Source organism: Knoellia aerolata DSM 18566 (genome assembly GCF_000768695.1).
Classification (GTDB): domain Bacteria; phylum Actinomycetota; class Actinomycetes; order Actinomycetales; family Dermatophilaceae; genus Knoellia; species Knoellia aerolata.
Genome location: NZ_AVPL01000002.1, coordinates 29,823 through 52,200, shown reverse-complemented (window position 1 = coordinate 52,200; position 22,378 = coordinate 29,823). Strand labels below are relative to the sequence as shown.

Sequence of the window (22,378 nt, the reverse complement as noted above, 5' to 3'; positions counted from 1 at the left end):
CCCCCAACCTAGCCGTGGTCAGGGATCGTTCCGGATGGGCACGACGCGCAGCCCGTCGGGCTCCTCGAGCAGGAGGAGGTCTCCCTCCGGGTACCGGGCGAGTGCTCCCCGGAGCTCGTCGAGCGACGCCGCCGGCACGGTGACGTCCGTGCGCCGGACGAGCTCGAGGTCGATGTCGTCGCTGCGCAGAGCGGCCGACGCCCCGTCCGCTGCGCCGACGAGCAGCACGCGCCGTCGGCGGGCCGCCGTCGGAGGTGGCGCCGGCGACGGCGTCCCCGGGCGGGGCGGCAGCAGACCCGCCCCCTCCAGCTCCGCGGTCTCGTCCCGGTCGGCGCGGAAGACCGTCCAGTGGTAGGCCGCGAGGAGCGACGTCGTCACGAGGATGCCCAGCGCGAAACGGACGCTGCGGAGCGTCTCGACGTCGACGCCCGCCGCCAGGGCGTCCTGCAGCACGAGGTAGACCAGCGTCATCACGGTGACGACCGCGGTCACGCCCATGACGCCGAACAGCACGAGCAGGTAGGCGCGCCGGGTCGGTGACACCACCTCCGGGGCCGGCTGCTGGGACCGGGCCCGCTGCGCCCGGCTCCAGTGCCGCCACCACATCGGCAGCCCGACGGCCAACAGCACCAGGGCACCGAGCAGCGCATTGACGGCGCTGACGCCGGCGAGGACGTCGGGGCCCGCGGCGACCGCCTCGACCATGGTGACGATGAGCATCACCAGACCGGACCCCGCCGCGAGGAGCCCGATGGCGGCGAGGAGGTACTCGTACACCCGCCGCACCTCGGTCCGCTCCGGAGCACGCTCCGGGGCGCTCTCCGGGGTACGTTCCGCGGCGCTCGCCGGGACACGTCCCGGGGCACCGTCCGCGTCGAGCAGGACCCGGTGGTACCACCACACCACGAGCCCCACCAGCGCCGTCGCGACCTGGCCCGGCAGGGAGGCGAAGTGCTCGGTCGCGCTCGCGGCCCGGGGGTCGCCGACCAGCCAGACGAGGACGGAGTACGACGCGAGGCTCACCGCGGCGACCGCGGCCACCAGTCCTCCGCCGACGCCTGCGATGAGCACCAGGGCGAGCCAGGGTCCGTCGCGCTCGTCGTGAACCGCGCGCCGTTGCCAGTAGGCCACCCACACCGCGGCGCCGACCGCGAAGGCGATGCCGGCCTCGATGACGAGTGGTGTCGTCGTGTCCACGATCGACTCGCCCTCGAGGTCGAGCACGGTGCGCAGTGCCGACGACACCAGCCGGACCAGGCCCGTGGCCGCGGTGACGAGTCCGATGAGCGACCCGACGAGGTGGAGGAACCTCAGGTGGCGGTGGGGCGTGACCCGCGGCCCCCACCAGTGGTGCAGGGCCCAGACGAGGGACCAGACCAGCGCCTGCGCGAGGGCGGATCCGGGATCGTCGCGGGAGGGGACGAGCAGGATCGACAGCGCCTCGTTCCAGCCGGTCATGGCGACGACGAGGGAGACGAGGCCGACCACCGTGAGGTGGACCGCCCACGCCGTGGAGCGGGCCTCGGCGGGGACGGTGTGCAGCCGACGCCAGGTCCACCGGGCGAGCAGCGCCCACAACGGAAGCGCGATGACGGTGAACGTCAGCTGCAGGGCGAGCGCGGCGTCGTCGTCGACGAGGACGTCGCCGCGGTCCAGCACCCGCCCCAGCAGGCCGGTGATCCCGGACGCCGACGCGAAGAGGAGTCCGGCCAGCAGGAGGTACTGGAAGAACCGGCGGATCCCCGACCCCTCGATGTGGGCGCCGGCCCCCGGGCCTGCGCCCGGCTGGCGTCGCCGGCTGAGGGCGCTCCCGACGGCCACGGCGACGACGACCAGGGCGGTGAGCAGGACGAGGGCGAAGATCATCACCCCTCCTTGGTCTCGCCGCACGAGAAGGTCGGCCACGGCTCACCGGTGATGACCCAGCGGTCCGCCGTCCGGCGCAGCTCGAAGGTGGCCGGCTCGCGGTTCTCGCCACCGCCGAGCGGCCCACCCCCCGAGTGGACGAGGTCGACGCGCACCGTGGCGGTGTCGCCCTCCGTGACGCTCTCGCGCAGCACCACCCGCGCGCGCCCGTCGAGGAAGACTCCCTGCAGGTCGTCCTCGTCGCACCGGCCGTCCGGATCGAGCTGCTCGGCGGCCGTGGCGGGGTCGTGCTCGTAGAGCGCGGCGACGTAGTCCCGCACCGTTGCCTCCGGCGACCCGGCCGCCAGCTGCGGTCCCGGGCGCAGTGCGGCGAAGACTCCGGCACCGACCGCCAGGAGGACCAGTGCGGCGACTGCGACGACGAGTCCTCTGGTGGCCCGGTTGCCCATGGCCCCAGTGTGCTTGCCACCGGGGGTCACCGTCCGGCATACCGGTTCTTCCGTCTGTCGCGGCGGATGCGTATGCCGGGTGGCGCCGGGTCGTAGGGTCACCTCCATGACACCGGCCCTGCAGGTGGGCCTCCTGGCACTGGGGCTCACCACCGTCCTGCTCTCCTGGTGGGTGCGCCGTCTCCACCTGCGGCTGCGCACGAGCAGCCACGAGATCGGCCGGCTCCACGACCTCGCGCTGCGCCGGGCCGACCAGGTCTCCGTCCTGAGCCACGAGGTGCGCACGCCCTTGGCGCTCATCAAGGGGTCCGCCGACCTGCTCGCCGAGCAGACTCCGGGACCGCTCACCCCCACCCAGGCCAGGTTCGTCGACACGATCTCCGGCAGCGCCGAGCACGTCATCACCCTCACGGAGGACCTGCTGGCCCACGCTCGCATCGAGGCCGGGCTCTTCGAGGTGCACCTGCGTCAGGTCGAGCTGCGCTCGTACCTGCGCTCGGTCGTGCGCGAGCTGCGCCAGGTGCACCACCACCGCGCGATCGCACTCGACGCACCCGGGCCACCCACGCGGGTCCACCTCGACCCACAGCTGATCCACCAGCTCGTGAGCAACCTCGTCGGCAACGCCCTGCGCCACGACGACGCCTCCGGCAACGAGGTGGTCGTCCGCGGTCACACCGCCGACGGCAACGTCGTCATCGCCATCAGCGACCAGGGGCGTGGGATGAGCGAGGAGGAGCGCTCGCGCCTCTTCGAGCGGTTCTCCAGCGGCGCCCGGCTCGGTGAGGGAACCGGGCTCGGGCTCTACATCTCCTCGCACATCGCGGAGCTGCACGGCGGGCGCATCCTCGTCGACACCATCGCCCAGCACGGCACGACGATGCTCGTCACCTTCCCGGCCGGCGGTCCCGGTGAGCACTGAGACGTGGCGGGCGCTCGTCGTCGAGGACGAGCCGGCGATGCGCGACATCATCACGTTCGCGCTGGAGACGCAGGACTTCAGCACGGTGGCGGCAGGGTCGGCCGAGGAGGGCTGGGCCGTCCTCGCGGAGCAGCACATCGACCTCGTCGTCCTCGACGTCATGCTGCCCGGGATGTCCGGCGTCGAGCTCTGCCGCCGCATCACCACGACGAGGCCGGTGCCCGTCATCCTTCTCACCGCCCTCGGTGAGACGTCGCAGCGCATCGCCGGCCTCGAGGCGGGCGCGTCCGACTACGTCGCGAAGCCGTTCCACCCGCGAGAGCTGGCGCTGCGGGCCGCCGGCCTCGTGCGGCGGTCGCCGCTGAGCAGCGGGACCATCGCCCAGGCGGGACCGGTGACGCTCGACCTGCGGGCGGCCACGGCATACGTCAAGGGCAAGCGGGTCGACCTCACGCCGCACGAGTACCGGCTCGTGGCAGCCCTGGTGACGCACCCGGGCGAGGATCTGCCCTTCCGCCAGCTGCTGCTCCTCGGCTGGGGCGACCCCCACCCGCTCGGTGGGCGTGAGCTGCTCAAGACCGCGGTCTACCGCCTGCGGCTCAAGCTCGAGTCGGCGCACCCGGCGGCGCGCGGCTGCATCAGCAGCGTGCGAGGTGTGGGCTACCGCTACGTCGTCGCGCCGGCCGAGGACGCACTCGGTCACAGAACAGTGACCGAGTGACGCCCGTTTCGTGACCCGGGCGCCCCTCGCGTCGCCTAGTGTCGGCCCGCAGCAGGCCGTGTGCGACACGGTCGGTCATTGACAAAGGAGTCAGCCGCCATGCCCCGTACCCGTACGTCCGCCCTTCTCCTCACCCTGCCCCTGGGAGTGACCGCACTCCTCGCCGGCTGCGCGGTCGAGGAGACCCCCACCACCACCTCGTCGAGCAGCAGCTCCGCCGGGGGGTCGATCAAGGGCACCGGCGAGGTCGTCGTCGCCTGCACGCCGCAGGAGGAGCAGTGCCAGGCCATGGCCGCGGCCTTCACCAAGGCCTCGGGCATCAAGACCTCGTTCGTGCGCATGAGCTCGGGTGAGGGCGTGGCCCGCCTCGACGCCGCGAAGTCCAAGCCGGAGTTCGACGTCCTCTACGGCGGACCGTCCGACGGCCACGTCGCCGCCTTCAACTCCGGGCTCATCGAGCCCTACGTGTCGGCCAACGCCGCGGCGATCCCGGACAAGTACAAGGACAAGGACGGCAAGTGGACCGGCACCTATGTCGGGGTGCTCGGCTTCTGCTCCAACAAGGACCAGCTCACCAAGGCCGGGGTCTCGGCAGCACCGTCCTCGTGGGCCGAGCTCCTCGACCCCAAGCTCAAGAAGCAGGTCGCCATCGCGCACCCCTCGACGTCGGGGACGTCCTACACCGCGGTGTGGACGCAGATGGTCCTCAACGGCATGGACGAGGCCAAGACCTTCGACTACCTCGGCAAGCTCCACCAGAACGTCCTGCAGTACTCCAAGAGCGGCTCGGCTCCCGGCCAGATGGCCGGTCGCGGTGAGGTCGCCGTCGGCGTGATCTTCAGCCACGACTGCGTCAAGTACCAGAAGGAGGGCTTCGACATGCTCGAGTCGACCTTCCCCAGTGAGGGAAGCGGCTACGAGATCGGTGCCGTCTCCGTGGTCAAGGGCGGTCCCAACGCCGAGAACGCGAAGAAGTTCATCGACTGGACGCTCACTCCCGACCACCAGGACATCGGGCCGACCGTCGGCAGCTTCCAGATCCCGACCCACCCCGAGGCCAAGATCACCGAGGACATGGTCAAGCTCGACGAGGTCAAGCTCGTCGAGTACGACTCCCTCGCCGCCGGTGAGAAGAAGAAGGAACTGACCGCGAAGTTCGACGCCGAGGTCGCGCCCGCTCCCAAGGAGTGACGGCGCCGGACCACACATGACCGCAACGCTGCTCCCCGCAGCCGCCGACCCGGTCGGGACGAGCTCACCCTCGTCCCGACCGCGTCGCGGTTCCGGGCGCGACATCTCCCTCCTCGTGATGGTGGTCGTCGTCGCCCTGCTCCTCTCCGTCATCGTCGGTCTGCCGCTGGTGCGCATCCTCACCGTCGCCTTCTCCGCCGAGGGCTGGTCGATCGTCAGCTCGATGCTGAGCAACCCGGTCAACCGCGGCATCCTGTGGAACACCGTCCAGCTCGGGGTGATCGTCTCCCTGCTCGGGACCGCGGTCGGGTTCGTCATGGCCTACGCGCAGGTGCGCCTGAAGTTCCGTGGCAAGAGGATCCTTCACCTCATCTCGCTCATGCCCATCGTGTCCCCACCGTTCGCCGTGGCCACCGCGGCGATCACCCTGTTCGGTCGCAACGGCATGATCAGCAACGGTGTCTTCGGTCAGCAGATCGACATCTACGGGCTCAAGGGACTCACCTTCGTGCTCACGCTCTCGTTCTTCCCCGTGGCCTACATGAACCTCAAGGGCATGCTCGAGAGCCTCGACCCCAGCCTCGACGAGGCCGCCGCCAACCTCGGCGCCAACAAGCTCAAGATCTTCACGTCCGTCACCCTGCCGATGCTCATCCCCGGCATCGCCGGGTCGGTGCTGCTGCTCTTCGTCGAGTCGATCGCCGACCTCGCCAACCCCCTCGTCCTGGGGGGCGACTACACGGTGCTCGCGTCCCGGGCCTACCTCGCCGTCGTGGGCGAGTACAACGTCGCCGGTGGGGCGGCATACTCCCTCGTCCTGCTGCTGCCGGCCCTCAGCGTCTTCCTCATCCAGCGCTACTGGGTCAGCCGCAAGAACGTCGTCTCGGTCACCGGAAAGCCGGCCGGGTCCCCCGAGCTCATCACCGCACCGGCGCTGCGGATCCCGATGCTCGTCATGGCGGTCGCCGTGGCCTCGCTCGTCATCCTCATGTACGCGACGGTGGTCTTCGGTGGGTTCGTCAAGATCTTCGGTGTCAACAACGACTTCACGCTGGACCACTACCGTTTCGTCCTCGCGGGCATCGGCTCGGACGCGATGTTCACGACCACCCTGCTCGCCCTCATCGCCACCCCGATCGCCGGGCTGCTCGGGATGCTCATCGCCTGGCTCGTGGTCCGCAAGCTCAAGCGCACCTCCGGTCTCATGGACTTCGTCGGCATGCTCGGCCTGGCCGTCCCCGGCACCGTCATCGGCATCGGCTACGCCATCGCGTTCAACACGCCCACGGTCTTCGCCGGCCGACAGTGGTTCCCTGCGGTCGCCGGCGGTTCGGCGATCCTCGGTGGGGCCATGGCGATCGTCATGGTGTTCGTGGCGAGGTCGCTTCCCACGGGGCAGCGGGCCGGCATCTCCGCCCTGCAGCAGATCAACCCTGCGATCGACGAGGCGGCGACCAGCCTCGGGGCCAGCAGCCTGACGACGTTCAGGACGGTGACGCTCCCCCTGATCCGCCCGGCTCTGCTCGCCGGTCTGACCTACGCGTTCGCCCGCTCGATGACCACGCTGTCGCCGATCGTGTTCATCACGACCCCGCAGACCAAGATCATGACGAGCCAGATCCTCGCCGAGGTCGACTCGGGGCGCTTCGGCAACGCCTTCGCCTACTGCGCCATCCTCATCGTCATCGTGCTGAGCTTCATCGGACTGCTCAACCTGGCGATGCTCCACCCCTCGATCCGCGGCATCCAACGCCGATGACCGCCACCCCGGAGAGTGCCATGACCACACAGCCCGACGCGCGCATCGAGTCAGCCCGGGACTCCCTCGCGACCGCCACCCCCGGCCGGGTCACCCTGCGCGACCTGCGCAAGATCTACGGCGACGACAAGACCGGCACCCCGGCGGTCAAGGACATCGACCTCGACATCGAGCCGGGTGAGTTCATCACGCTGCTCGGACCGTCAGGCTGCGGGAAGACGACGACCCTGCGCATGATCGCCGGCTTCGAGACGCCCACCGCGGGCACGATCCGCCTCGACGACGAGGTCATCAACAAGGTCGCACCCAACAAGCGGCCGATGGCGATGGTCTTCCAGTCGTACGCGCTCTTCCCCCACATGACCGTCTTCGACAACGTCGCGTACGGCCTCAAGCTCAAGAAGCTCCCCTCGGCCCGCGTCACCGAGGAGGTCGAGACCGCGCTGACGTCGATGAACCTCGGCCCCTACCGGGACCGCGCGCCGCACCAGATGTCCGGTGGGCAGCAGCAGCGTGTCGCCCTCGCCCGGGCCCTGGTCATGCGGCCCAAGGTGCTGCTCTTCGACGAGCCGCTCTCCAACCTCGACGCCAAGCTCCGGGTCCAGATGCGCGGCGAGATCCGCCGGCTCCAGCGCCGACTCGGCATCACGACGATCTTCGTCACGCACGACCAGGACGAGGCCATGACGATGTCGGACCGGATCGTCGTCATGAACGTCGGGGTCATCGAGCAGGTGGACACCCCGCAGGAGATCTACCGCCACCCCGCCTCGGTCTTCGTCGCTGACTTCATCGGTCGCGCGAACTTCCTCGACGTCGACGTGCACGAGGTCCGCGACGACGGCGCCGAGGTCGGAGTCCTCGGCAAGCGCTGGAGCGTCGGCAAGCACCCCGCCGTCGCCGCCGGTGACGTGGTGACCCTCATGGTCCGCCCGGAGTCGGTGCGCCTCTCCGCCACCGACAGCCGCGAGGTCGGGGGGTCGGTGGGCCGGGTGCTGTCCTCGATGTTCTACGGCGAGGCGATCGAGTACGACATCGAGACCGAGGCAGGCAACCTCGTCGTGTCGGTCGCGGACCCGCACGCCCACGAGACGTTCACCCAGGGCGACTTCCTCGACGTGGGCTTCGAGGAGGGCCGCGCCTGGCTCATGCCGGTCGCCGCCGACACCCCGTGACCCCGTCGCCGGCCGTCCGCGACGAGTCGGTCCGGCTCCGCGAGGTGGCGGAGCACGCGGGGGGTCTCGCTGCGGCATATCTCGTCGACGTCTTCCGGCGCCCGATGGAGGTGGAGCTCAAGGGCGGACCCCACGACCTCGTCACCGAGCACGACCACGCCTCCGAGGCGATCCTGCGCGCGGCGCTCACGGACGCAGTGCCCGGCAGCGTCGTCGTGGGTGAGGAGGGCGGCACGACCGGCGCCGGACGGGTGACCTGGCACGTCGACCCGATCGACGGGACGGTGAACTTCAGCCACGGGCTGCCGTTCTGGTGCGTCTCGGTCGCCGCCGCGGTCGACGACGTCGTCGTCGCCGGCGTCATCGCCGCACCTGCTCTCGGGGAGGTGTATGCCGCGGACGTCACCGGGGTGACCGTCAACGGGACGCCTGCCCGGCCGAGGCGGGTCGAGCGGGAGATCGACGCCCTCGTCCTGTCGACCTTCCCGCGTGGCGTCGACCTGGTGACGTTCGGCGAGGACGCGCTCACGGCCAGCGGACGCCTCGTGGGTGCCTACGGGGCTGTGCGCACCCTCGGCAGCGGCGCGCTGGGTCTGGCCCAGGTCGCGACGGGGCGCGCCGACGCCACCTTCGACCTGCACACGAACTCCTGGGACGTCGCAGCGGGCGCCTTCATGGTCCGGCTCGGCGGTGGGCGCTACCTCGGCTGCGACGGCGGACGGGTCGACGAGGAGCCCGGCACGTCCTACCGGCACCGCGCCTACTGGGCCACGGCCGCCGACGTCGAGCACCCGACGCTGCGCCGGGTCGTCACCGAGCTGACGGCGACCGGCCGGCTGTCCACGACGAGCTGACGACCCCACGGCGGGTGGTCGGCGCTCACTCGGCGAGCCGGGCCGGGAAGCCGCCCGTGGCGACCGGGCCCCAGCGCGTCGGCGTGATGCGGAGCAGCGACTTGTCCTGCTCGCGCATGGCCTGGCGGTACTCGTCCCAGTCGGGGTGCTCCCCCGAGATGCAGCGGTAGTAGTCGACGAGCGCGTCCGCGGCCTCGGGCATGTCGATGACCTCGCACTCCCCGTCGACCTGCACCCAGGGACCGTCGAAGTCGTCGGACAGCACGAGCACGCTGACCCGCGGGTCCCGACGGGCGTTGGTGGTCTTGGTGCGCTCGGGGTAGGTCGAGACGACGATGCGGCCGTCCTGGTCGACGCCGCCGGTCACGGGCGAGGCCTGCGGGCGGCCGTCGCGTCGGGTCGTCGTGAGGACGAGGTGGTGGCGTGGCCGGACGAACTCCAGCAGCGTCTCGAGGTCGACCGTGGTGCTCGTCGCGATGGTGCGTGCCATGTGCCCCACTCTGGCACGAGCCTCGACGACGCGGGCGTCCCCGCTCCCCGTCCGACCTGTTGCGCATTCCGGTCGGACCGCGGACCGGTGCGGTTCCGCGGTCTGACCGGAATGCGCAATAAGTCGGGTTGCACCGGCCGGAATGCGCAATCAGTGGCGGGGGCAGGCCGAAGGCCCGGCTCCCCGCGAGGGGAACCGGGCCTTCGGTCGTGCGTCACGGCATACGCGAGGTATGCCGGACGGCTCAGTTTCCGGTGAGCTTCTCGCGCAGCGCGGCGAGGGCCTCGTCGGAGGCGAGGGTGCCCTCGCTGACCGGCGGGGAGGCCGGACGCGAGTCCGAACCCTCGTCGTCGGTGGACGAGGAGGACGACGACGACGACGCGGAGGCCGAGTCGCTGCTGTAGGAGGTGGCGTTGTCGCCACCACCGGCGGCAGCCTCGGCGTCGGCCTTGGCGGCGTCCTCGACCTGCGTGCGGTGCGACTCCCAGCGGGTGTGCGCCTCGGCGTACTGCTTCTCCCAGACCTCACGCTGCTTCTCGTAGCCCTCGAGCCACTCGTTGGTCTCGGAGTCGAAGCCCTCGGGGTACTTGTAGTTGCCCGCCTCGTCGTACTCCGCGGCCATGCCGTAGAGGGTCGGGTCGAACTCGGTGAGCCCGGCGCCGTCCTCGTTGGCCTGCTTGAGGGACAGCGAGATGCGACGACGCTCGAGGTCGATGTCGATGACCTTGACGAAGATGTCGGCGCCGACGGTGACGACCTGCTCCGGCAGCTCCACGTGGCGCTCGGCCAGCTCGGAGATGTGGACGAGGCCCTCGATGCCGTCCTCGACGCGCACGAACGCACCGAACGGGACGAGCTTGGTGACCTTGCCGGGCACGACCTGGCCGATGGCGTGCGTGCGGGCGAAGTGCTGCCACGGGTCCTCCTGCGTCGCCTTCAGCGACAGGGAGACACGCTCGCGGTCCATGTCGACGTCGAGCACCTCGACGGTGACCTCGTCGCCGACCTCGACGACCTCGGACGGGTGGTCGATGTGCTTCCAGGACAGCTCCGAGACGTGGACGAGACCGTCGACGCCGCCGAGGTCCACGAACGCACCGAAGTTGACGATGGAGGACACGACGCCCGAACGGACCTGGCCCTTCTGGAGCTCCTTGAGGAAGGTCGTGCGGACCTCGCTCTGGGTCTGCTCGAGCCAGGCACGGCGCGACAGGACCACGTTGTTGCGGTTCTTGTCGAGCTCGATGATCTTGGCCTCGATCTCCTTGCCGACGTACGGCTGGAGGTCGCGCACGCGGCGCATCTCGACGAGGGAGGCGGGAAGGAAGCCACGCAGGCCGATGTCGAGGATGAGCCCACCCTTGACGACCTCGATGACGGTGCCGGTGACGACGCCGTCCTCCTCCTTGATCTTCTCGATCGTGCCCCAGGCGCGCTCGTACTGAGCCCGCTTCTTGGACAGGATGAGGCGGCCTTCCTTGTCCTCCTTCTGGAGAACGAGTGCTTCGACCTCGTCGCCGACCTTGACGACCTCGTTGGGGTCGATGTCGTGCTTGATCGACAGCTCGCGCGAGGGGATGACACCCTCGGTCTTGTAGCCGATGTCGAGCAGGACCTCGTCGCGGTCCACCTTGACGATGATGCCTTCGACGATGTCGCCATCGTTGAAGTGCTTGATCGTCGCGTCGATGGCGGCGAGAAGTTCTTCCTCAGAGCCGATGTCGTTGATGGCGATCTGAGGGGCGGTCTTGGCGACCGTGCTGGCAGTCATGTAGTAGGAACTCCGATGTGGACAGATGGATGCGATGGGATGGAACTGGGTGCCCCCGGCCCGCTCGCACGCCCTTGCGGGCGCGCGTGAGCACACACGAGTGCTCGGTCACCTTACCGAGGTTGGCTGTGGGCGGTCAAAGCGGGTGTCCCCGTGGGTGACGCCGTCGGACGACGCACCGCCGGCACCGGCGAGACCCAGGCCGCCAACCGGGCCTGGTGGGACGGCGAGGCGGCCGGCTACTACACGGAGCACGGCGGCTTCCTCGGCGACGACGAGTTCGTCTGGGGCCCCGAGGGCTGGACGGAGGAGATGCTCGACCTGCTTCGGGCGACCTCGGAGCAGCGCATCCTCGAGATCGGTGCGGGCGCGGGCCAGTGCGCGCGGTGGCTGCGGCGCCACGTCGCGGCGTCGGTCGTCGCGACCGACCTGTCCATGGGGATGCTCGCCGTCGGTCGTGAGCTGAGCGAGCGCACTGGCACCGCTCCCCCGCTGATCCAGTGCGACGCCCTCGCCCTCCCGTTCGGTGACGCGAGCTTCGACACGGTCTTCACGGCATACGGTGTCGTGCCGTTCGTCGCCGACAGCGCGGCGGTCATGCAGGAGGTGGCCCGCGTGCTGCGCCCCGGTGGCCGGTTCGTGTTCTCGACGACCCACCCGGTGCGGTGGTCCTTCCCCGACGACCCGACCGAGGCGGGGCTGACCGCGCGGCTCAGCTACTTCGACCGCACGCCGTACGTCGAGACCGACGCCGACGGCCGGGCGACCTACGTCGAGCACCACCGGACGATGGGTGACCGGGTGCGCGAGATCGTCGCGGCCGGGCTCACGCTCGTCGACGTGGTCGAGCCCGAGTGGCCGGAGGACAACACCGAGACGTGGGGCGGGTGGTCACCGACCCGCGGCGCGCTCATCCCCGGCACGGCGATCTTCGTCTGCCGGAAGGGCTGAGCTCCGCACCCGTGCCGGGGACGGATCGACCCCGTCACCGCGAGGTGACGGGGTCGATCGTGTCGTGCGAGGGGTCAGCGTCCGCGGACGTCAGAACGGCTGGGGGTCGCCTCGTCGTCACCGAAGACGTCGAGGTTCCGGGTGTCGTCGGCGGCGTGGGCGTCACCGTCGGGACCACGGCGGCCCGGGTCCGCGTAGTCGCCGTCACCGTCGGCGCGACGTGCGCCGTTCCAGAGGAAGAACCCCGCGGCCAGCGACAGGAGTCCGAGCAGGCCCGCGATGAGCGGAAGGCGGCCGATGAGCCCCAGGCGCGAGTCGTTGTCCTTGGCGGTGTCGATGTTGCCCTTGACCGTCTCGTCGGTGAAGCCGAAGTCGAGGTCGAGCACCGTGGTGCCGTTCTCGAGGACACGCTCCTGCTGCTCGGTCTGCTTGAGGATCGACCCGGTGCGGGGGTCGACGAACATCGTCTTGAGGTCCGAGTACGTGCCCTGGATGCCGTTGGAGATCTCGGCCGGCTCGTCGTTGACGTCGATGACGAACTTGTAGGTGTCCCAGCCGTCGACCTTCTCCTCGCCCTCGAAGGTGGCGTCGACCGCCCGGTCGAGGATGCCGTCCCAGAACGGGTAGGTCTTCTTCTCGACGTCGAACGGGAACTTGTTGACCAGGCCCTCGTGCGGCTGCGCGTCCCCGATGTACTTCTCATCGTTGACGGAGAGGCCGGTGCGACGGTCGGTCGCGAACCGGTCGGTGGTCGCGGTGACCAGCCGACGGTCGGGGTCGGTGTCGTCGACGCAGTCCGGCGAGTCGCCGTTCGGGTCCTTGATGAGGCAGGTGAAGGTGTCGAAGACGACGACGTCGCCGTCGGACTTCTGGCCGTCGGCCACGGTGTGGCTGAGCGCCTTGACCGGAGAGCCGCCGCCGCTGGGCAGCGCGCTGGCGTTGCCGGTCAGCCGCGTGTAGGTGTCGGTGTCGAGCGGGGTCTTCTTGACCGCCCCCGGGATGTAGATCAGGGCCAGCAGGGCGGTCGTGATGAGGAAGCCACCAAGGCCCATCAGCACCAGGCCGATAATTCTGCGCATCTGCGGGACACCTTTGTCTCAAGTGGAGCGGTCGCCGCACCCTACCAGCCGGTAAACGTCGTTCGAGGGATATGTGAGCGTGCCCTCCTCGCCTACGATTCGCCCCATGGTCGCGACCGAGTCACAACGAGACCCGGTGGTCACGGTGATCCCCGCGCTGGACGGTCTGCGCGCCCTCGCCGCAGGCCTGGTCCTCCTCACCCATGCGGCGTTCCTCACCGGCTTCGGTGCGACCGGCGGGCTGGTCGGACGCCTGTGGTCCCGAGGGGACTTCGGCGTGGCGATCTTCTTCGCGCTGTCGGGCTTCCTCCTGCACCGCGGGCTCATCGCCGCCGACGTCGACGGCCGGCTCGACGTGTTCGGCTACGCGGTGAGACGGGCCGCGCGCCTGCTGCCGGCGTACTGGCTGGTGCTCGCGGTAGTGGCCGTCGGGGCGACGCCACCGCTGCGCGACGTCGTCATCCACGCGGCAGCCCTGCAGATCTACTGGCCCGACGCGTGGATCGGGGCGTTCGGCCAGTCGTGGAGCATCGCGACCGAGATCGCCTTCTACGTGTCGCTCCCCTTGGCCGTGCTCGGCCTGCGACCACTGCGACGTCGCCATGCCCATGCACCCCTGACGGTGCTGTGCCTGCTGGCGGTGGCCCTGACCACGACCTCGGGCCTCGGTGGCGACGCCGTGGTGGGCGAGGACATCTTCTACGACAGGTGGCTGCACTCGCGGGCGCCCCACTTCCTCCTCGGGATGATCTGCGCGGAGACCTTCCTGGCCCGAGGCCATCGCGTCAGCCACCTGCTCACCCGGTGGGGCGGCGACGTCGTCGCGTGCCTCGCCGTGGCCGGCGGCGCCTACCTCCTGGCCACCACCCCGATCGCGGGTGGGCTCGACCTCTCGCCGGGGACGTCGACGGACGTCGTCGTGCGGACCGCCCTCTCGGGCGTCGTCGCCCTCGGCCTCCTCCTCCCCCTCACCCATGGAGGCCCGTCCGGCTACCGCACGGTCCTCTCGCATCCGACCGTCCGCCACCTGGGGGTCATCAGCTACGGCCTCTTCCTGTGGCACGTCCCCGTGTTCATCGCTCTGTATGCCGTGTCAGGAGTTCCGGAGTTCACCGGGGCGCTGCTGCCCCTCCTCGCCCTGGGCGTACCTCTCAGCCTCGGGCTGGCGGCGGCGACCCACCGGTGGGTCGAGGTTCCGTCATCCCGCCTGGCGGGTCGGTTCCTGGCTCGACGCCGCCGCCGCGAGGACGAACGCCGCGAGCACGAGGACGCGCACGCTCCCCTCCACCGCTGACGACCCGAGGGCGCCGGGGGCGAGCACCACCTGGGTGAGGGCAGCCGCGGCCCCCAGGGCGAGGACCGCGGCCGGCCAGGACCAGTGCGGCACGGCGACGCGCCGGACCAGCACGACCGCGACGAGGGCGATCACGGCACCGGCCGGCCCAGCGGCCAGCAGACTCGCTCCGACGAGGAGACCTGCCACGACGACGGGTCGGCCCCCCGTCGAGCGCGGCCCGGGCACCCTGACCGACTTCCGGTCCGGCACGAGTGCACCGAGCACGACGAGCAGGGAGGAGATCGCCCCCGCGAGCAGACCCGTCCGGTAGGGACCGTCCGGGGCGAACCGGATGACGAGCGCGCCGCCGACACCCTCCGGCACGACGAAACCCTGACGCCGGGCATCCAGCGTCTGCGGTTCGAGGGAGCGACCCGCGAGCGTGGCCACCCACCCCGGGTTGGCGTTCTCGGTCATGACGAGCATCCGGGCCTCCCCCTCGTCGACGCGGCCGCGGATCTCGGTGGCGCTGACTCGACGCGTCGTCACCGCGACCGGCGACGCCGTGTCCGACGGGGCTCCGTCGTGCGTGAGGACGAGGGATCGCGCCGACATGCCCTCCCAGGGTTCGACCTCGATGCGGTGACGTGGGAGGTCGCTCACCTCGACCGGCCCGCACGCTCGCCAGGTGACGTCGGACAGCCCGAACAGCGCGTCCCGGCGAGCGCTCGCCGAGGTCGGGACGGCCGTGCCGTCGATGGTCAGCCTCGGACCTTCACCGCAGGCGGCGTCGATGCTCGTCGGTGCCGTCGCGAACGTGTGGCCGAGCAGCTCCACTTCCTCGAGCTCCAACGCCCCGAGACCCGGCTTCCGGGGACCCGGGATGTGGGTGAACGTCAGGGTCAAGCGGCGCCCCGTCGTCGGCGGGATGGACACCACCCCTCCCGGCTGGAGGCGCCGGGTCACCTCGACCCCGTCGACGTCGACGACCACCGCCGGGGACTCCTTCTCGGCCCACTCCCGACGCGTCTGCAGTCGGAGGTCGGCGACCGTCACCGCCTGGTCGAGCTCGAGGGTGAGTGAGGGCGCCTCGTCGTCACCCGAAGGGCTCCACGCGGTGCGCGGGTCCCCGTCGACGACAGCGACCGGCAACGACGCCGGGGCGTACCCGCGCAGACTGCTCGCACTCACGGTGGTCCCCGGGACGTCGAGCAGCCGTTGCGGCGGCATGAGCGGGTTGACCGCGAGCGTGCCTGCGACGGTGGCCGGCCCCGACACCACCCCTGAGACGTCGCGCACCATGTCGCCGGTCGCCTCCGGGTCCACGAGCTGACCGGCGAAGCACGTCACCCCATTCGACTCCCGGGTGGGAGCAGAACATCCGTCCTTGCCGGGCACACCGCCGCCCAACACCACGGTCGTCGCGGGCCGGTCGGTCGCGGGGGTGCGCACCACCTCGACGGGACTGACGCCCGGGATGCGCACCTCCGCGAGCCCGGTCGCGGTCTCCCTCGGGGCGCCGCGGGTGGTGTCGAGGATTTCGACCACCAGCGAGGTCGTGGCCCCCGCCGGCAAGGTGATCGTCGTCGGCTCCGTCGGCGCGAGGGTGGCTCGCACCTCGCCCCCGTCCGTGGTCACGCTGACCCGGGTGGCCACACCGAGCCCGTCGCCGAAGCGCACCCGGTCGGCATACGGCTGGATCGACACCTCGCGGACGTCGGCGGGTCCGGGCAACGAGAGCGTCAGTCGAGGGCGGGGGTCGCCCAAGGTGACCCAGGCCGTGCGCTCCTCGCCGTCGAGGGCGGCGAACGCGCGGTGGGCGGGCTGCAGTCCCGCGAAGCCGAACTCGTCGGCGATCGACGTCGACGCGGCGAGGTCGGTGATCCCCTCGTACGAGACGACCGAGCGTCTACCGGGCTCCGGCCAGGGAAGGTAGTCCGGAGCGCCCGCCACCTCGTCGCCCGCCAGGGTCGGGGACACGTCCTGTCCGCGAGGAGCGCCGAACCACCGCGTGCGAGCCCGGAAGCCGTCGGTGGCCACGACGCGTGTCGGTTGCACCGAGGGCGTGCGGTCACCGTCGAAGATGACGGGTCCGTCGAGTCCGGCCTCCGCCAGTCGCGCAAGATCCTCCGACGCACCGGTCGACCCCACCACGCCTGCCGTCGCCCACAGCGCGAGCTCCGGCGCGACCTCGCCGTCGAGCTCGAAGACCTCGAGCTGGAACACGCGCTCGCCGGCGAGGTTGAGCTGAGAGGGCCCGAAGCCCCTGACGAACCGGGCATCAGGGCTCTGTTGGATGGCTGACCTCGCGAACGCCACGGGCGGCTGGCCGCTGTCCGAGATGCTGAGGTCGTTGCGGACCACGAGGTAGCGCACGCCCGCGCCCCGCAGCACTTGTGTGGCACCACCGAGCGCACGGCCGGTCTGGAGCCGCCGCTCGATCTCGTCCAGCAGGCGGATCGTCCCCGCAGGCGCGAGCGGCACCCCGTCGCGAACGGCATACGGGCCCGCGGACAGTGGCCGGAGAGGTTCGTCGAGCGGTCGGCCCCAGGTGTACTCGGCGAAGTTCGCCGCGGGCACGATCAGTGCGCGTCCACCTCCGGAGGCGTCCAGCCACGCCCCGGCGTCCCTCCAGTGCTGGGGCAGGGCGTCGACGCTCCCCCGCGCCGCGATGGCACCGCTGAAGGCGGGTGCCGCGGCACCGACGGTCACGAGCGCTGCCGTGCCCAGCACGGCCAGGCGCGCCCATGCGCGCGCCGGACGCCAGGCTGCGACCAGGCCGAGCAGGTGTGCGAGCCCCAGGGCCAGCGGGAGTCGTACGAGGAGGTCGGCCTTGTGCACGTTGCGAAGCGGGGCCAGCGGACCGTCGAGGAGCGCCTGCGTCTGGGTGGCCAGCGGTGACGCCAGAGGCCCGTCGTGCGGCAGCGAGATGGCGAGCACCCCGACGAGCAGGGTGCTGAGGAGGAAGGTGCGGTGAGGCATCGCCCGGGCGGCGAGGCCGGCCAGACCCGCCGACATGAGGGCAGCCGTGGCGACCGTGAGGGCAGGGGAAGTCACGAGCTGGTAGCCGGCCGGCCACCAGGGGCCGCCCTGGGTGGCGACGTGGGCAAGCCAGTGCGTGGTTCCGCGCAGCACATCGAGGGCCCCGACCTGGGCGGACACGGCGCGCGCGTTCTCGATCCAGTCGAGGAACGGCGGGGAGTACCTCCCCATGACCAGCAGCGGGACGACCCACCAGGCCGTCGTCGCGAAAACGGCCAGGCCCCACCACCACGTCACCGAGCGTCGCCACCAGGCGGTGCGGGTGAGCAGCCACAGCCCCGCCGGGAGAACGGCGAAGGCGGTCGCGGTGGCGTTGACCCCGCCGCAGAGCAGGACGGCCAGTCCGCTCAGGGCAGCGCCTCGGCGGGCACCGAGCCGCCCCCGGTCGACGAGGACCAGGGGCCAGAGGACGGCCGGCGCGAGCAGCTGGGGATGGGCCTCGGACGACAGCACACCGATGGTGCTGACGACGCGCGGTGCGAGCACGTACGCCAGCGCAGCGACGACGCGAGTTCGTCGCGTCCCGATCTCGAGGGCGCCGAGCAGCCCGATCATGGCGACGAAGCCGGCGGTCAGCAGCGTCATCCACCACAGGCGCTGCACCACCCACATGGGGAAGAGCTCGGAGCCGATCCCGAAGAACGGCCCCATGGGGAAGAGGTAGCCATAGGCCTGGTTCTGGATTCCCCCCCAGGTCACCTGGGGGTCCCAGGCGTGCAGGGTGCGGGCGAGGAAGCCCCACGGGTCGACGTAGAGGTCGTTCTTCGTGTCGGCGGCGATGCGACCCAGGGGCACCGACCAGGCCACGGTCCACACGACGAACAGACCTGCCCAGACGACGCCGTCGAGCCGGCGGAAGGACCTCACGCTCGGCGGAGCACCATCATGAGGTTCCACGACAGCACCTCGCGCACGAGCGGGACGTGGAGCACGCTGTCCGCCCAGTGCGGGTGGTAGCGGGGCGCCGCCTCGACCAACGACGCGCCCTTCTGCGCCCGCGCCCAGCGGAGGCCTCCGGCCACGGTCGTCGGGAACATCGACTCGCCGTAGACGTTCTTGGGCGGGTGTCCGTGGGTCTGCTCATAGCGCCTGCCGGCATACGCGCCACCGAGCAGGTGCCAGGGCGACGTCTCATGCCCCCCCCACGGCGACGCCCACGCGGTGTAGGAGATGAAGAGCAGCCCACCGGGCCTGACGACGCGCAGCATCTCGTCGGCGACCGCGCCCGGTCGGGGCACGTGCTCCATGACGTTGTTGGCCATGACGACGTCGGCGAAGCCATCACGGAAGGGAAGCTGCTCGCCCCGGCCGACGACGGCGCCGCTCGCCGGCCCGGGCACCAAGGATTCCCGTGCGAGATCCACCGCAAGGTAGCGAGCCCCCTGCTCGACGAACCGACGGCCGAACTGCTCCTGTCCGGCGCCGACGTCCAGCACGGTTCGGCCTCGCAGCGCCTCGTGTCGGCTGATCAGGGCGATCGTGTCGTTCGCGAGGTCGGTGTAGAAACGCTCAGGGTCCGTCTGCTCCACGAGGAAGGAACGGAAGAGCTGTGCCGACCTTGCTACTGTGCGGTACCTCGTGGCCGGCGCGCGTCGCATGCCGCGAATCTAACCATCCCGCGCTGTGCCGCGCGGCGCCGCAACCGGATCCCGACGTGAGGTGATCATTCATGACGCTGCGCGTCCTCATGCTCAACTGGCGGGACATGGGACACCCCGAAGCCGGTGGTGCGGAGAAGTACCTCGTGACCGTCGCTGAGGGTCTGGCAACGCGCGGACACCAGGTCACCATTCGCACCGCGGCCTACCCCGGCGCCCTGCGGGACGAGCACGTCAACGGCGTCCGGTACGTGCGTCGCGGCGGGCGTCTGGGCATCTACCCGCTCGCGCTGGTCGAGAACGTTCTGCGGCGGGATGACGCGGACGTGGTCGTCGACGTCCAGAACGGCGTGCCGTACCTCACGCCGCTGAGCGGGCGGCGACCGGTCGTCAACCTCGTCCACCACGTGCACAAGGAACAGTGGCCCGTCGTCTTCGGTCCGCGCCTGTCCACGTTGGGATGGTGGCTCGAGTCGCGACTCGCCCCGCGCGTGTACCGGAGGACGCCCTACGTCGCCGTCAGTGACTCGACACGGCAGGAGCTCAGTGGCCTGGGTGTCGATACCTCGAGCATCGAGGTGATCCACAACGGGACCGACTCGACACCCCTGGACGGAACCCGACGATCGGCGAACCCGTCGATCGTGGTCCTGGGGCGTCTCGTCCCGCACAAGCGGGTGGAGCTCGTCCTCGAGGCGGTCTCGGCCCTGCTGGGCGAGATGCCGGACCTGACGCTCGACGTCGTCGGTTCAGGGTGGTGGGAGCACCACCTCGTGGAGCGGGCCCACCAGCTGGACCTGGGCGAGACCGTCCGTTTCCACGGTCACGTGTCCGAGGCAGAGAAGCACCAGCTGCTCGCCCGGGCATGGGTGCACGCACTCCCGAGCCTCAAGGAGGGATGGGGTCTGGTCGTCGTCGAGGCCGGGGTGCACGGCACGCCCACCGTCGCCTTCAGCGAGGCCGGGGGTCCGACGAACTCGATCGTCCACGGTCGAACCGGGCTGCTCGTCGACCACGGGCTGGACGACTTCACCCGCGCCCTGAGGTCAGTCCTCACCGACGCCGAGCTGCGTGGCCGGATGAGCGACGAGGTGACGACGTGGGTCAGCAAGTTCCACTGGGACGAAACCGTGGACCGCTGGGAAGCGACCCTGCTGGCCGCCAGCGGTCGCGGTCAGGGCTGACAACGCGTCGAGACCGGAAGCCGCCAGCGGCACCGGTCTCGAGGACATGTCCGGACGACTCCGATCAGGGAGCGTCGTACAGGACGACCTGCTCGCTCTTGGCGGGCGAGTTCGCGGTGGGAGCGATCGCCGAGACGCCGCCGATGACGGCAACGAGTGCCAGGAGAGCGCCACCAAGCGTGGCGGCGATGGCGGCGACCGAGGATGTCATGGCGGTGAGCGTAGCAGACTGGCCAGTAACCTCCGGGACTTCCGTGACACGGCAGCACTGAGCGCCAGCAGCGACATCGTCAGCAGCGTGACCGTCCATCCGACGACATTCCACGACGCCTCCGGTGCCTGCCCGGCAGCACCGTCGTCGACCTCCACGACGAGGAGATCCGGGCGGTCCACGACGACGCGCCCCGAGGCCCGCACCCCCGCCTGGTCCACCGGCAGCCTCGTCCGGAGCTCGGCGGCGACGTATCTGACACCCGCCGCCCTCACGGCGTCCACGGGTGCAATCCCCTCCGAGATGCGCTGGGACACGGCAGCCGCACGCGGATCCTCGCCGTCGACGACGCCAGAGCGCAGCGGGAGGGAGTCGTCGAAGAGCACCCGCTGGCCGACGATGCGCGGAGCCAGGGTGAGCGAGATCCGCGAGGCGTTCCACTCGTACCGCCGGTACTGGTTCCAGGGGAGCAGCCCGACCTCTCCGCGAGGCAGGGCCGTGAGGTCGGCAGCGGCCGTCCGGTAGCCCTGGGGCACCTGCACCGCGTCGAGCCTGCCCCCGACTCCCCAGGCGATGTGGGACGAGAGCAGCACCACGAGTCCCAGCACCACGACGCTGACGACCCCAGCCAGGGCGGAGTCCGCGCGACGCCTCACCCCGTCGACCATCACCCCGACACCGACCGACGTCGCGACCACCCACGCAGCGAGGAACTTGTGACTGTCGCGGAGCGCGCCACCACCGGGCACGTCGGTGACGAGCCAGGCCCAGACGCCACCCGTGAAGGGCAGCACGCTCAGAGCGACGACGCCGACGCCGACGATGACCGGGGCCATGAGCAGCCCGTGACGGGTCCGGCGCAGGGCGACACCGAAGCCGACGAACGCCGCGACGGACAGGAGCCCAGCGGTCAGCGCGACCAGCGGGACATCACGCTGGACGGGGTGGGCGGCGGCGTTCCAGAACCCACCCCCGCTGACGAGGGAGCCCCACACGCCCAGCGGGGTGTCGGCGGTGGGCGTGAAGGCCGACACCCCGCCCGAACTGACGCCCGCCCCTGCTGCGAGCGCCGGGAGGGCCCAGACCGCGGACACCGCGGCCACTGTCACGCTCGCCAGCACCAGGGACGCGGCTGACCGTCGTACGTCCGTGGCCAGCGCGGCGAGAAGCACCGCGCACCCGCCGGCGGCAACAAGGAGCACCGTGTTGACTCCCCCCAAACCCGCGGCCCCCAGGACGAGGACGAGTTCGTGCCGACCCTCCCCTCCCAGCACCGATCTGTGCGCGGCCCGCAGCGCCCAGGGAAGAAGGGCATAGCCGAGCAGAACCGTCCATTGCCCTACGACGAGGTGTTCCGAGACGAAGGGGTTCCAGACCCCTGCCAACGCGGCAAGAGAGCACGCGACCGGCCCGGCATCCGGCACCACGTGGCGCAGCAGCGCCACGACCCCCGTGGACGCCACCACCAGGACGGCGACGAGCATGAACTTCTGTGCCAGGGCCGGGGTGAGCACGAGGCCGGCGAGCCAGGCCAGAGCGTCACTCGGAACGGCCCGCGGTGCCGGCGTTCCGATGCCCGTGGCGAAGGGCGTCAGTCGTGCGTCGGGCGACCAGACCATGTCGTAGGCGAGGACGACGCCCCGCCCCAGTGCCGGACCAAGGATGACCACCGCGACGACGATGGAGAACAGCACAGGCAGCACCGTAGGCCCACCCCATCGCCGGTCCATCTCCGAGGCATCCCGGAAGCGCATGTCCCGGCGCCCGTGGAACAGTCGACCCCGCATGATCGGCCACCCCCGCTGGTCGGTGCCGCCGAACATACCAGCGGGTTGCGCA

Annotated in this window: 18 protein-coding genes; 9 read left to right on the top strand and 9 right to left on the bottom strand. The window is 70.9% G+C overall.

What is annotated here, in order from left to right; all coding sequences use genetic code 11:
* Nucleotides 1–18 precede the first annotated feature (18 nt).
* Both N801_RS01440 and N801_RS01435 read right to left on the bottom strand, forming a co-directional pair.
* A complete protein-coding gene (locus N801_RS01440; RefSeq protein ID WP_035932145.1) occupies nt 19–1,866 on the bottom strand; it encodes a DUF5671 domain-containing protein in 1,848 nt (615 codons plus the stop codon).
* On the bottom strand, nt 1,866–2,315 hold the full coding sequence (locus N801_RS01435) for a hypothetical protein (protein WP_035932142.1): 450 nt from the start codon (nt 2,313–2,315) through the stop codon (nt 1,866–1,868). The genes N801_RS01440 and N801_RS01435 overlap by 1 nt, the downstream gene beginning before the upstream one ends.
* Nucleotides 2,316–2,421: 106 nt before the next feature.
* Here N801_RS01435 and N801_RS01430 point away from each other — a divergent pair, with 106 nt between their 5' ends.
* From N801_RS01430 to N801_RS01405, 6 genes are all read left to right on the top strand, one after another.
* Nucleotides 2,422–3,237, top strand: coding sequence for a sensor histidine kinase (locus tag N801_RS01430; RefSeq protein WP_035932140.1), 816 nt, complete (start codon nt 2,422–2,424; stop codon nt 3,235–3,237).
* Nucleotides 3,227–3,958, top strand: coding sequence for a response regulator transcription factor (locus N801_RS01425; protein ID WP_052112492.1), 732 nt, complete (start codon nt 3,227–3,229; stop codon nt 3,956–3,958). The genes N801_RS01430 and N801_RS01425 overlap by 11 nt, the downstream gene beginning before the upstream one ends.
* Before the next feature lie 99 nt (nt 3,959–4,057).
* Nucleotides 4,058–5,149 carry an ABC transporter substrate-binding protein gene (locus tag N801_RS01420; RefSeq protein ID WP_035932137.1) on the top strand — a complete coding sequence of 364 codons (1,092 nt, stop codon included), beginning with the start codon at nt 4,058–4,060 and terminating at the stop codon, nt 5,147–5,149.
* A gap of 16 nt (nt 5,150–5,165) precedes the next feature.
* Complete coding sequence (locus tag N801_RS01415) at nt 5,166–6,908, top strand: ABC transporter permease (RefSeq protein WP_035932135.1); 1,743 nt, start codon at nt 5,166–5,168, stop codon at nt 6,906–6,908.
* A 20-nt stretch (nt 6,909–6,928) separates the two neighbouring features.
* On the top strand, nt 6,929–8,083 hold the full coding sequence (locus N801_RS01410; protein ID WP_052112491.1) for an ABC transporter ATP-binding protein: 1,155 nt from the start codon (nt 6,929–6,931) through the stop codon (nt 8,081–8,083).
* Nucleotides 8,080–8,937, top strand: coding sequence for an inositol monophosphatase family protein (locus tag N801_RS01405; RefSeq protein WP_035932133.1), 858 nt, complete (start codon nt 8,080–8,082; stop codon nt 8,935–8,937). Before N801_RS01410 ends, N801_RS01405 begins: the two co-directional genes overlap by 4 nt.
* A gap of 25 nt (nt 8,938–8,962) precedes the next feature.
* On the opposite strand, the gene N801_RS01400 is transcribed toward N801_RS01405, so the two are convergent.
* Together N801_RS01400 and rpsA are read right to left on the bottom strand one after the other, a co-directional pair.
* Nucleotides 8,963–9,427, bottom strand: a complete 465-nt coding sequence (locus N801_RS01400) for a PPOX class F420-dependent oxidoreductase (RefSeq protein ID WP_035932131.1) — start codon at nt 9,425–9,427, stop codon at nt 8,963–8,965.
* A gap of 244 nt (nt 9,428–9,671) precedes the next feature.
* Nucleotides 9,672–11,198, bottom strand: a complete 1,527-nt coding sequence (rpsA, locus tag N801_RS01395; RefSeq protein ID WP_035932127.1) for a 30S ribosomal protein S1 — start codon at nt 11,196–11,198, stop codon at nt 9,672–9,674.
* A gap of 153 nt (nt 11,199–11,351) precedes the next feature.
* On the opposite strand from rpsA, the gene N801_RS01390 reads away from it, so the two are divergent.
* Complete coding sequence (locus tag N801_RS01390; RefSeq protein WP_035932125.1) at nt 11,352–12,149, top strand: class I SAM-dependent methyltransferase; 798 nt, start codon at nt 11,352–11,354, stop codon at nt 12,147–12,149.
* 74 nt (nt 12,150–12,223) lie between these two features.
* Here the strand turns inward: N801_RS01390 and pgfA are convergent, their stop codons facing one another.
* Nucleotides 12,224–13,228, bottom strand: a complete 1,005-nt coding sequence (pgfA, locus tag N801_RS01385; protein ID WP_084108021.1) for a cell envelope lipid trafficking protein PgfA — start codon at nt 13,226–13,228, stop codon at nt 12,224–12,226.
* 106 nt (nt 13,229–13,334) lie between these two features.
* On the opposite strand from pgfA, the gene N801_RS01380 reads away from it, so the two are divergent.
* The gene (locus N801_RS01380; RefSeq protein ID WP_084108019.1) at nt 13,335–14,522 is read left to right on the top strand and encodes an acyltransferase family protein; all 1,188 of its coding nucleotides are present in this window, start codon (nt 13,335–13,337) and stop codon (nt 14,520–14,522) included.
* On the opposite strand, the gene N801_RS01375 is transcribed toward N801_RS01380, so the two are convergent.
* Together N801_RS01375 and N801_RS01370 are read right to left on the bottom strand one after the other, a co-directional pair.
* A complete protein-coding gene (locus tag N801_RS01375) occupies nt 14,427–18,413 on the bottom strand; it encodes an alpha-(1->3)-arabinofuranosyltransferase domain-containing protein (RefSeq protein ID WP_035932118.1) in 3,987 nt (1,328 codons plus the stop codon). The two genes, N801_RS01380 and N801_RS01375, sit on opposite strands and share 96 nt — an antisense overlap.
* Complete coding sequence (locus tag N801_RS01370; RefSeq protein WP_035932116.1) at nt 18,410–19,144, bottom strand: class I SAM-dependent methyltransferase; 735 nt, start codon at nt 19,142–19,144, stop codon at nt 18,410–18,412. The genes N801_RS01375 and N801_RS01370 overlap by 4 nt, the downstream gene beginning before the upstream one ends.
* Nucleotides 19,145–19,215: 71 nt before the next feature.
* Here N801_RS01370 and N801_RS01365 point away from each other — a divergent pair, with 71 nt between their 5' ends.
* Entirely contained in the window at nt 19,216–20,328 is a 1,113-nt protein-coding gene (locus tag N801_RS01365; RefSeq protein WP_035932114.1) for a glycosyltransferase family 4 protein, read from the top strand.
* A 64-nt stretch (nt 20,329–20,392) separates the two neighbouring features.
* Here N801_RS01365 and N801_RS20515 read toward each other — a convergent pair whose 3' ends face one another.
* Together N801_RS20515 and N801_RS01360 are read right to left on the bottom strand one after the other, a co-directional pair.
* Nucleotides 20,393–20,539, bottom strand: a complete 147-nt coding sequence (locus tag N801_RS20515) for a hypothetical protein (RefSeq protein ID WP_156996399.1) — start codon at nt 20,537–20,539, stop codon at nt 20,393–20,395.
* Nucleotides 20,536–22,233, bottom strand: coding sequence for an MmpA family trehalose lipid delivery protein (locus tag N801_RS01360; protein ID WP_156996397.1), 1,698 nt, complete (start codon nt 22,231–22,233; stop codon nt 20,536–20,538). The genes N801_RS20515 and N801_RS01360 overlap by 4 nt, the downstream gene beginning before the upstream one ends.
* Between the last annotated feature and the right edge of the window lie 145 nt (nt 22,234–22,378).

Excerpts from the sequence above, each read along its gene's own strand:
- N801_RS01440 (WP_035932145.1), bottom strand. The coding sequence starts at position 1,866 with ATGATCTTCGCCCTCGTCCTGCTCACCGCCCTGGTCGTCGTCGCCGTG.
- N801_RS01435 (WP_035932142.1), bottom strand. The coding sequence starts at position 2,315 with ATGGGCAACCGGGCCACCAGAGGACTCGTCGTCGCAGTCGCCGCACTG.
- N801_RS01430 (WP_035932140.1), top strand. The coding sequence starts at position 2,422 with ATGACACCGGCCCTGCAGGTGGGCCTCCTGGCACTGGGGCTCACCACC.
- N801_RS01420 (WP_035932137.1), top strand. The coding sequence starts at position 4,058 with ATGCCCCGTACCCGTACGTCCGCCCTTCTCCTCACCCTGCCCCTGGGA.
- N801_RS01415 (WP_035932135.1), top strand. The coding sequence starts at position 5,166 with ATGACCGCAACGCTGCTCCCCGCAGCCGCCGACCCGGTCGGGACGAGC.
- N801_RS01410 (WP_052112491.1), top strand. The coding sequence starts at position 6,929 with ATGACCACACAGCCCGACGCGCGCATCGAGTCAGCCCGGGACTCCCTC.
- N801_RS01400 (WP_035932131.1), bottom strand. The coding sequence starts at position 9,427 with ATGGCACGCACCATCGCGACGAGCACCACGGTCGACCTCGAGACGCTG.
- rpsA (WP_035932127.1), bottom strand. The coding sequence starts at position 11,198 with ATGACTGCCAGCACGGTCGCCAAGACCGCCCCTCAGATCGCCATCAAC.
- pgfA (WP_084108021.1), bottom strand. The coding sequence starts at position 13,228 with ATGCGCAGAATTATCGGCCTGGTGCTGATGGGCCTTGGTGGCTTCCTC.
- N801_RS01380 (WP_084108019.1), top strand. The coding sequence starts at position 13,335 with ATGGTCGCGACCGAGTCACAACGAGACCCGGTGGTCACGGTGATCCCC.
- N801_RS01370 (WP_035932116.1), bottom strand. The coding sequence starts at position 19,144 with ATGCGACGCGCGCCGGCCACGAGGTACCGCACAGTAGCAAGGTCGGCA.
- N801_RS01365 (WP_035932114.1), top strand. The coding sequence starts at position 19,216 with ATGACGCTGCGCGTCCTCATGCTCAACTGGCGGGACATGGGACACCCC.
- N801_RS20515 (WP_156996399.1), bottom strand. The coding sequence starts at position 20,539 with ATGACATCCTCGGTCGCCGCCATCGCCGCCACGCTTGGTGGCGCTCTC.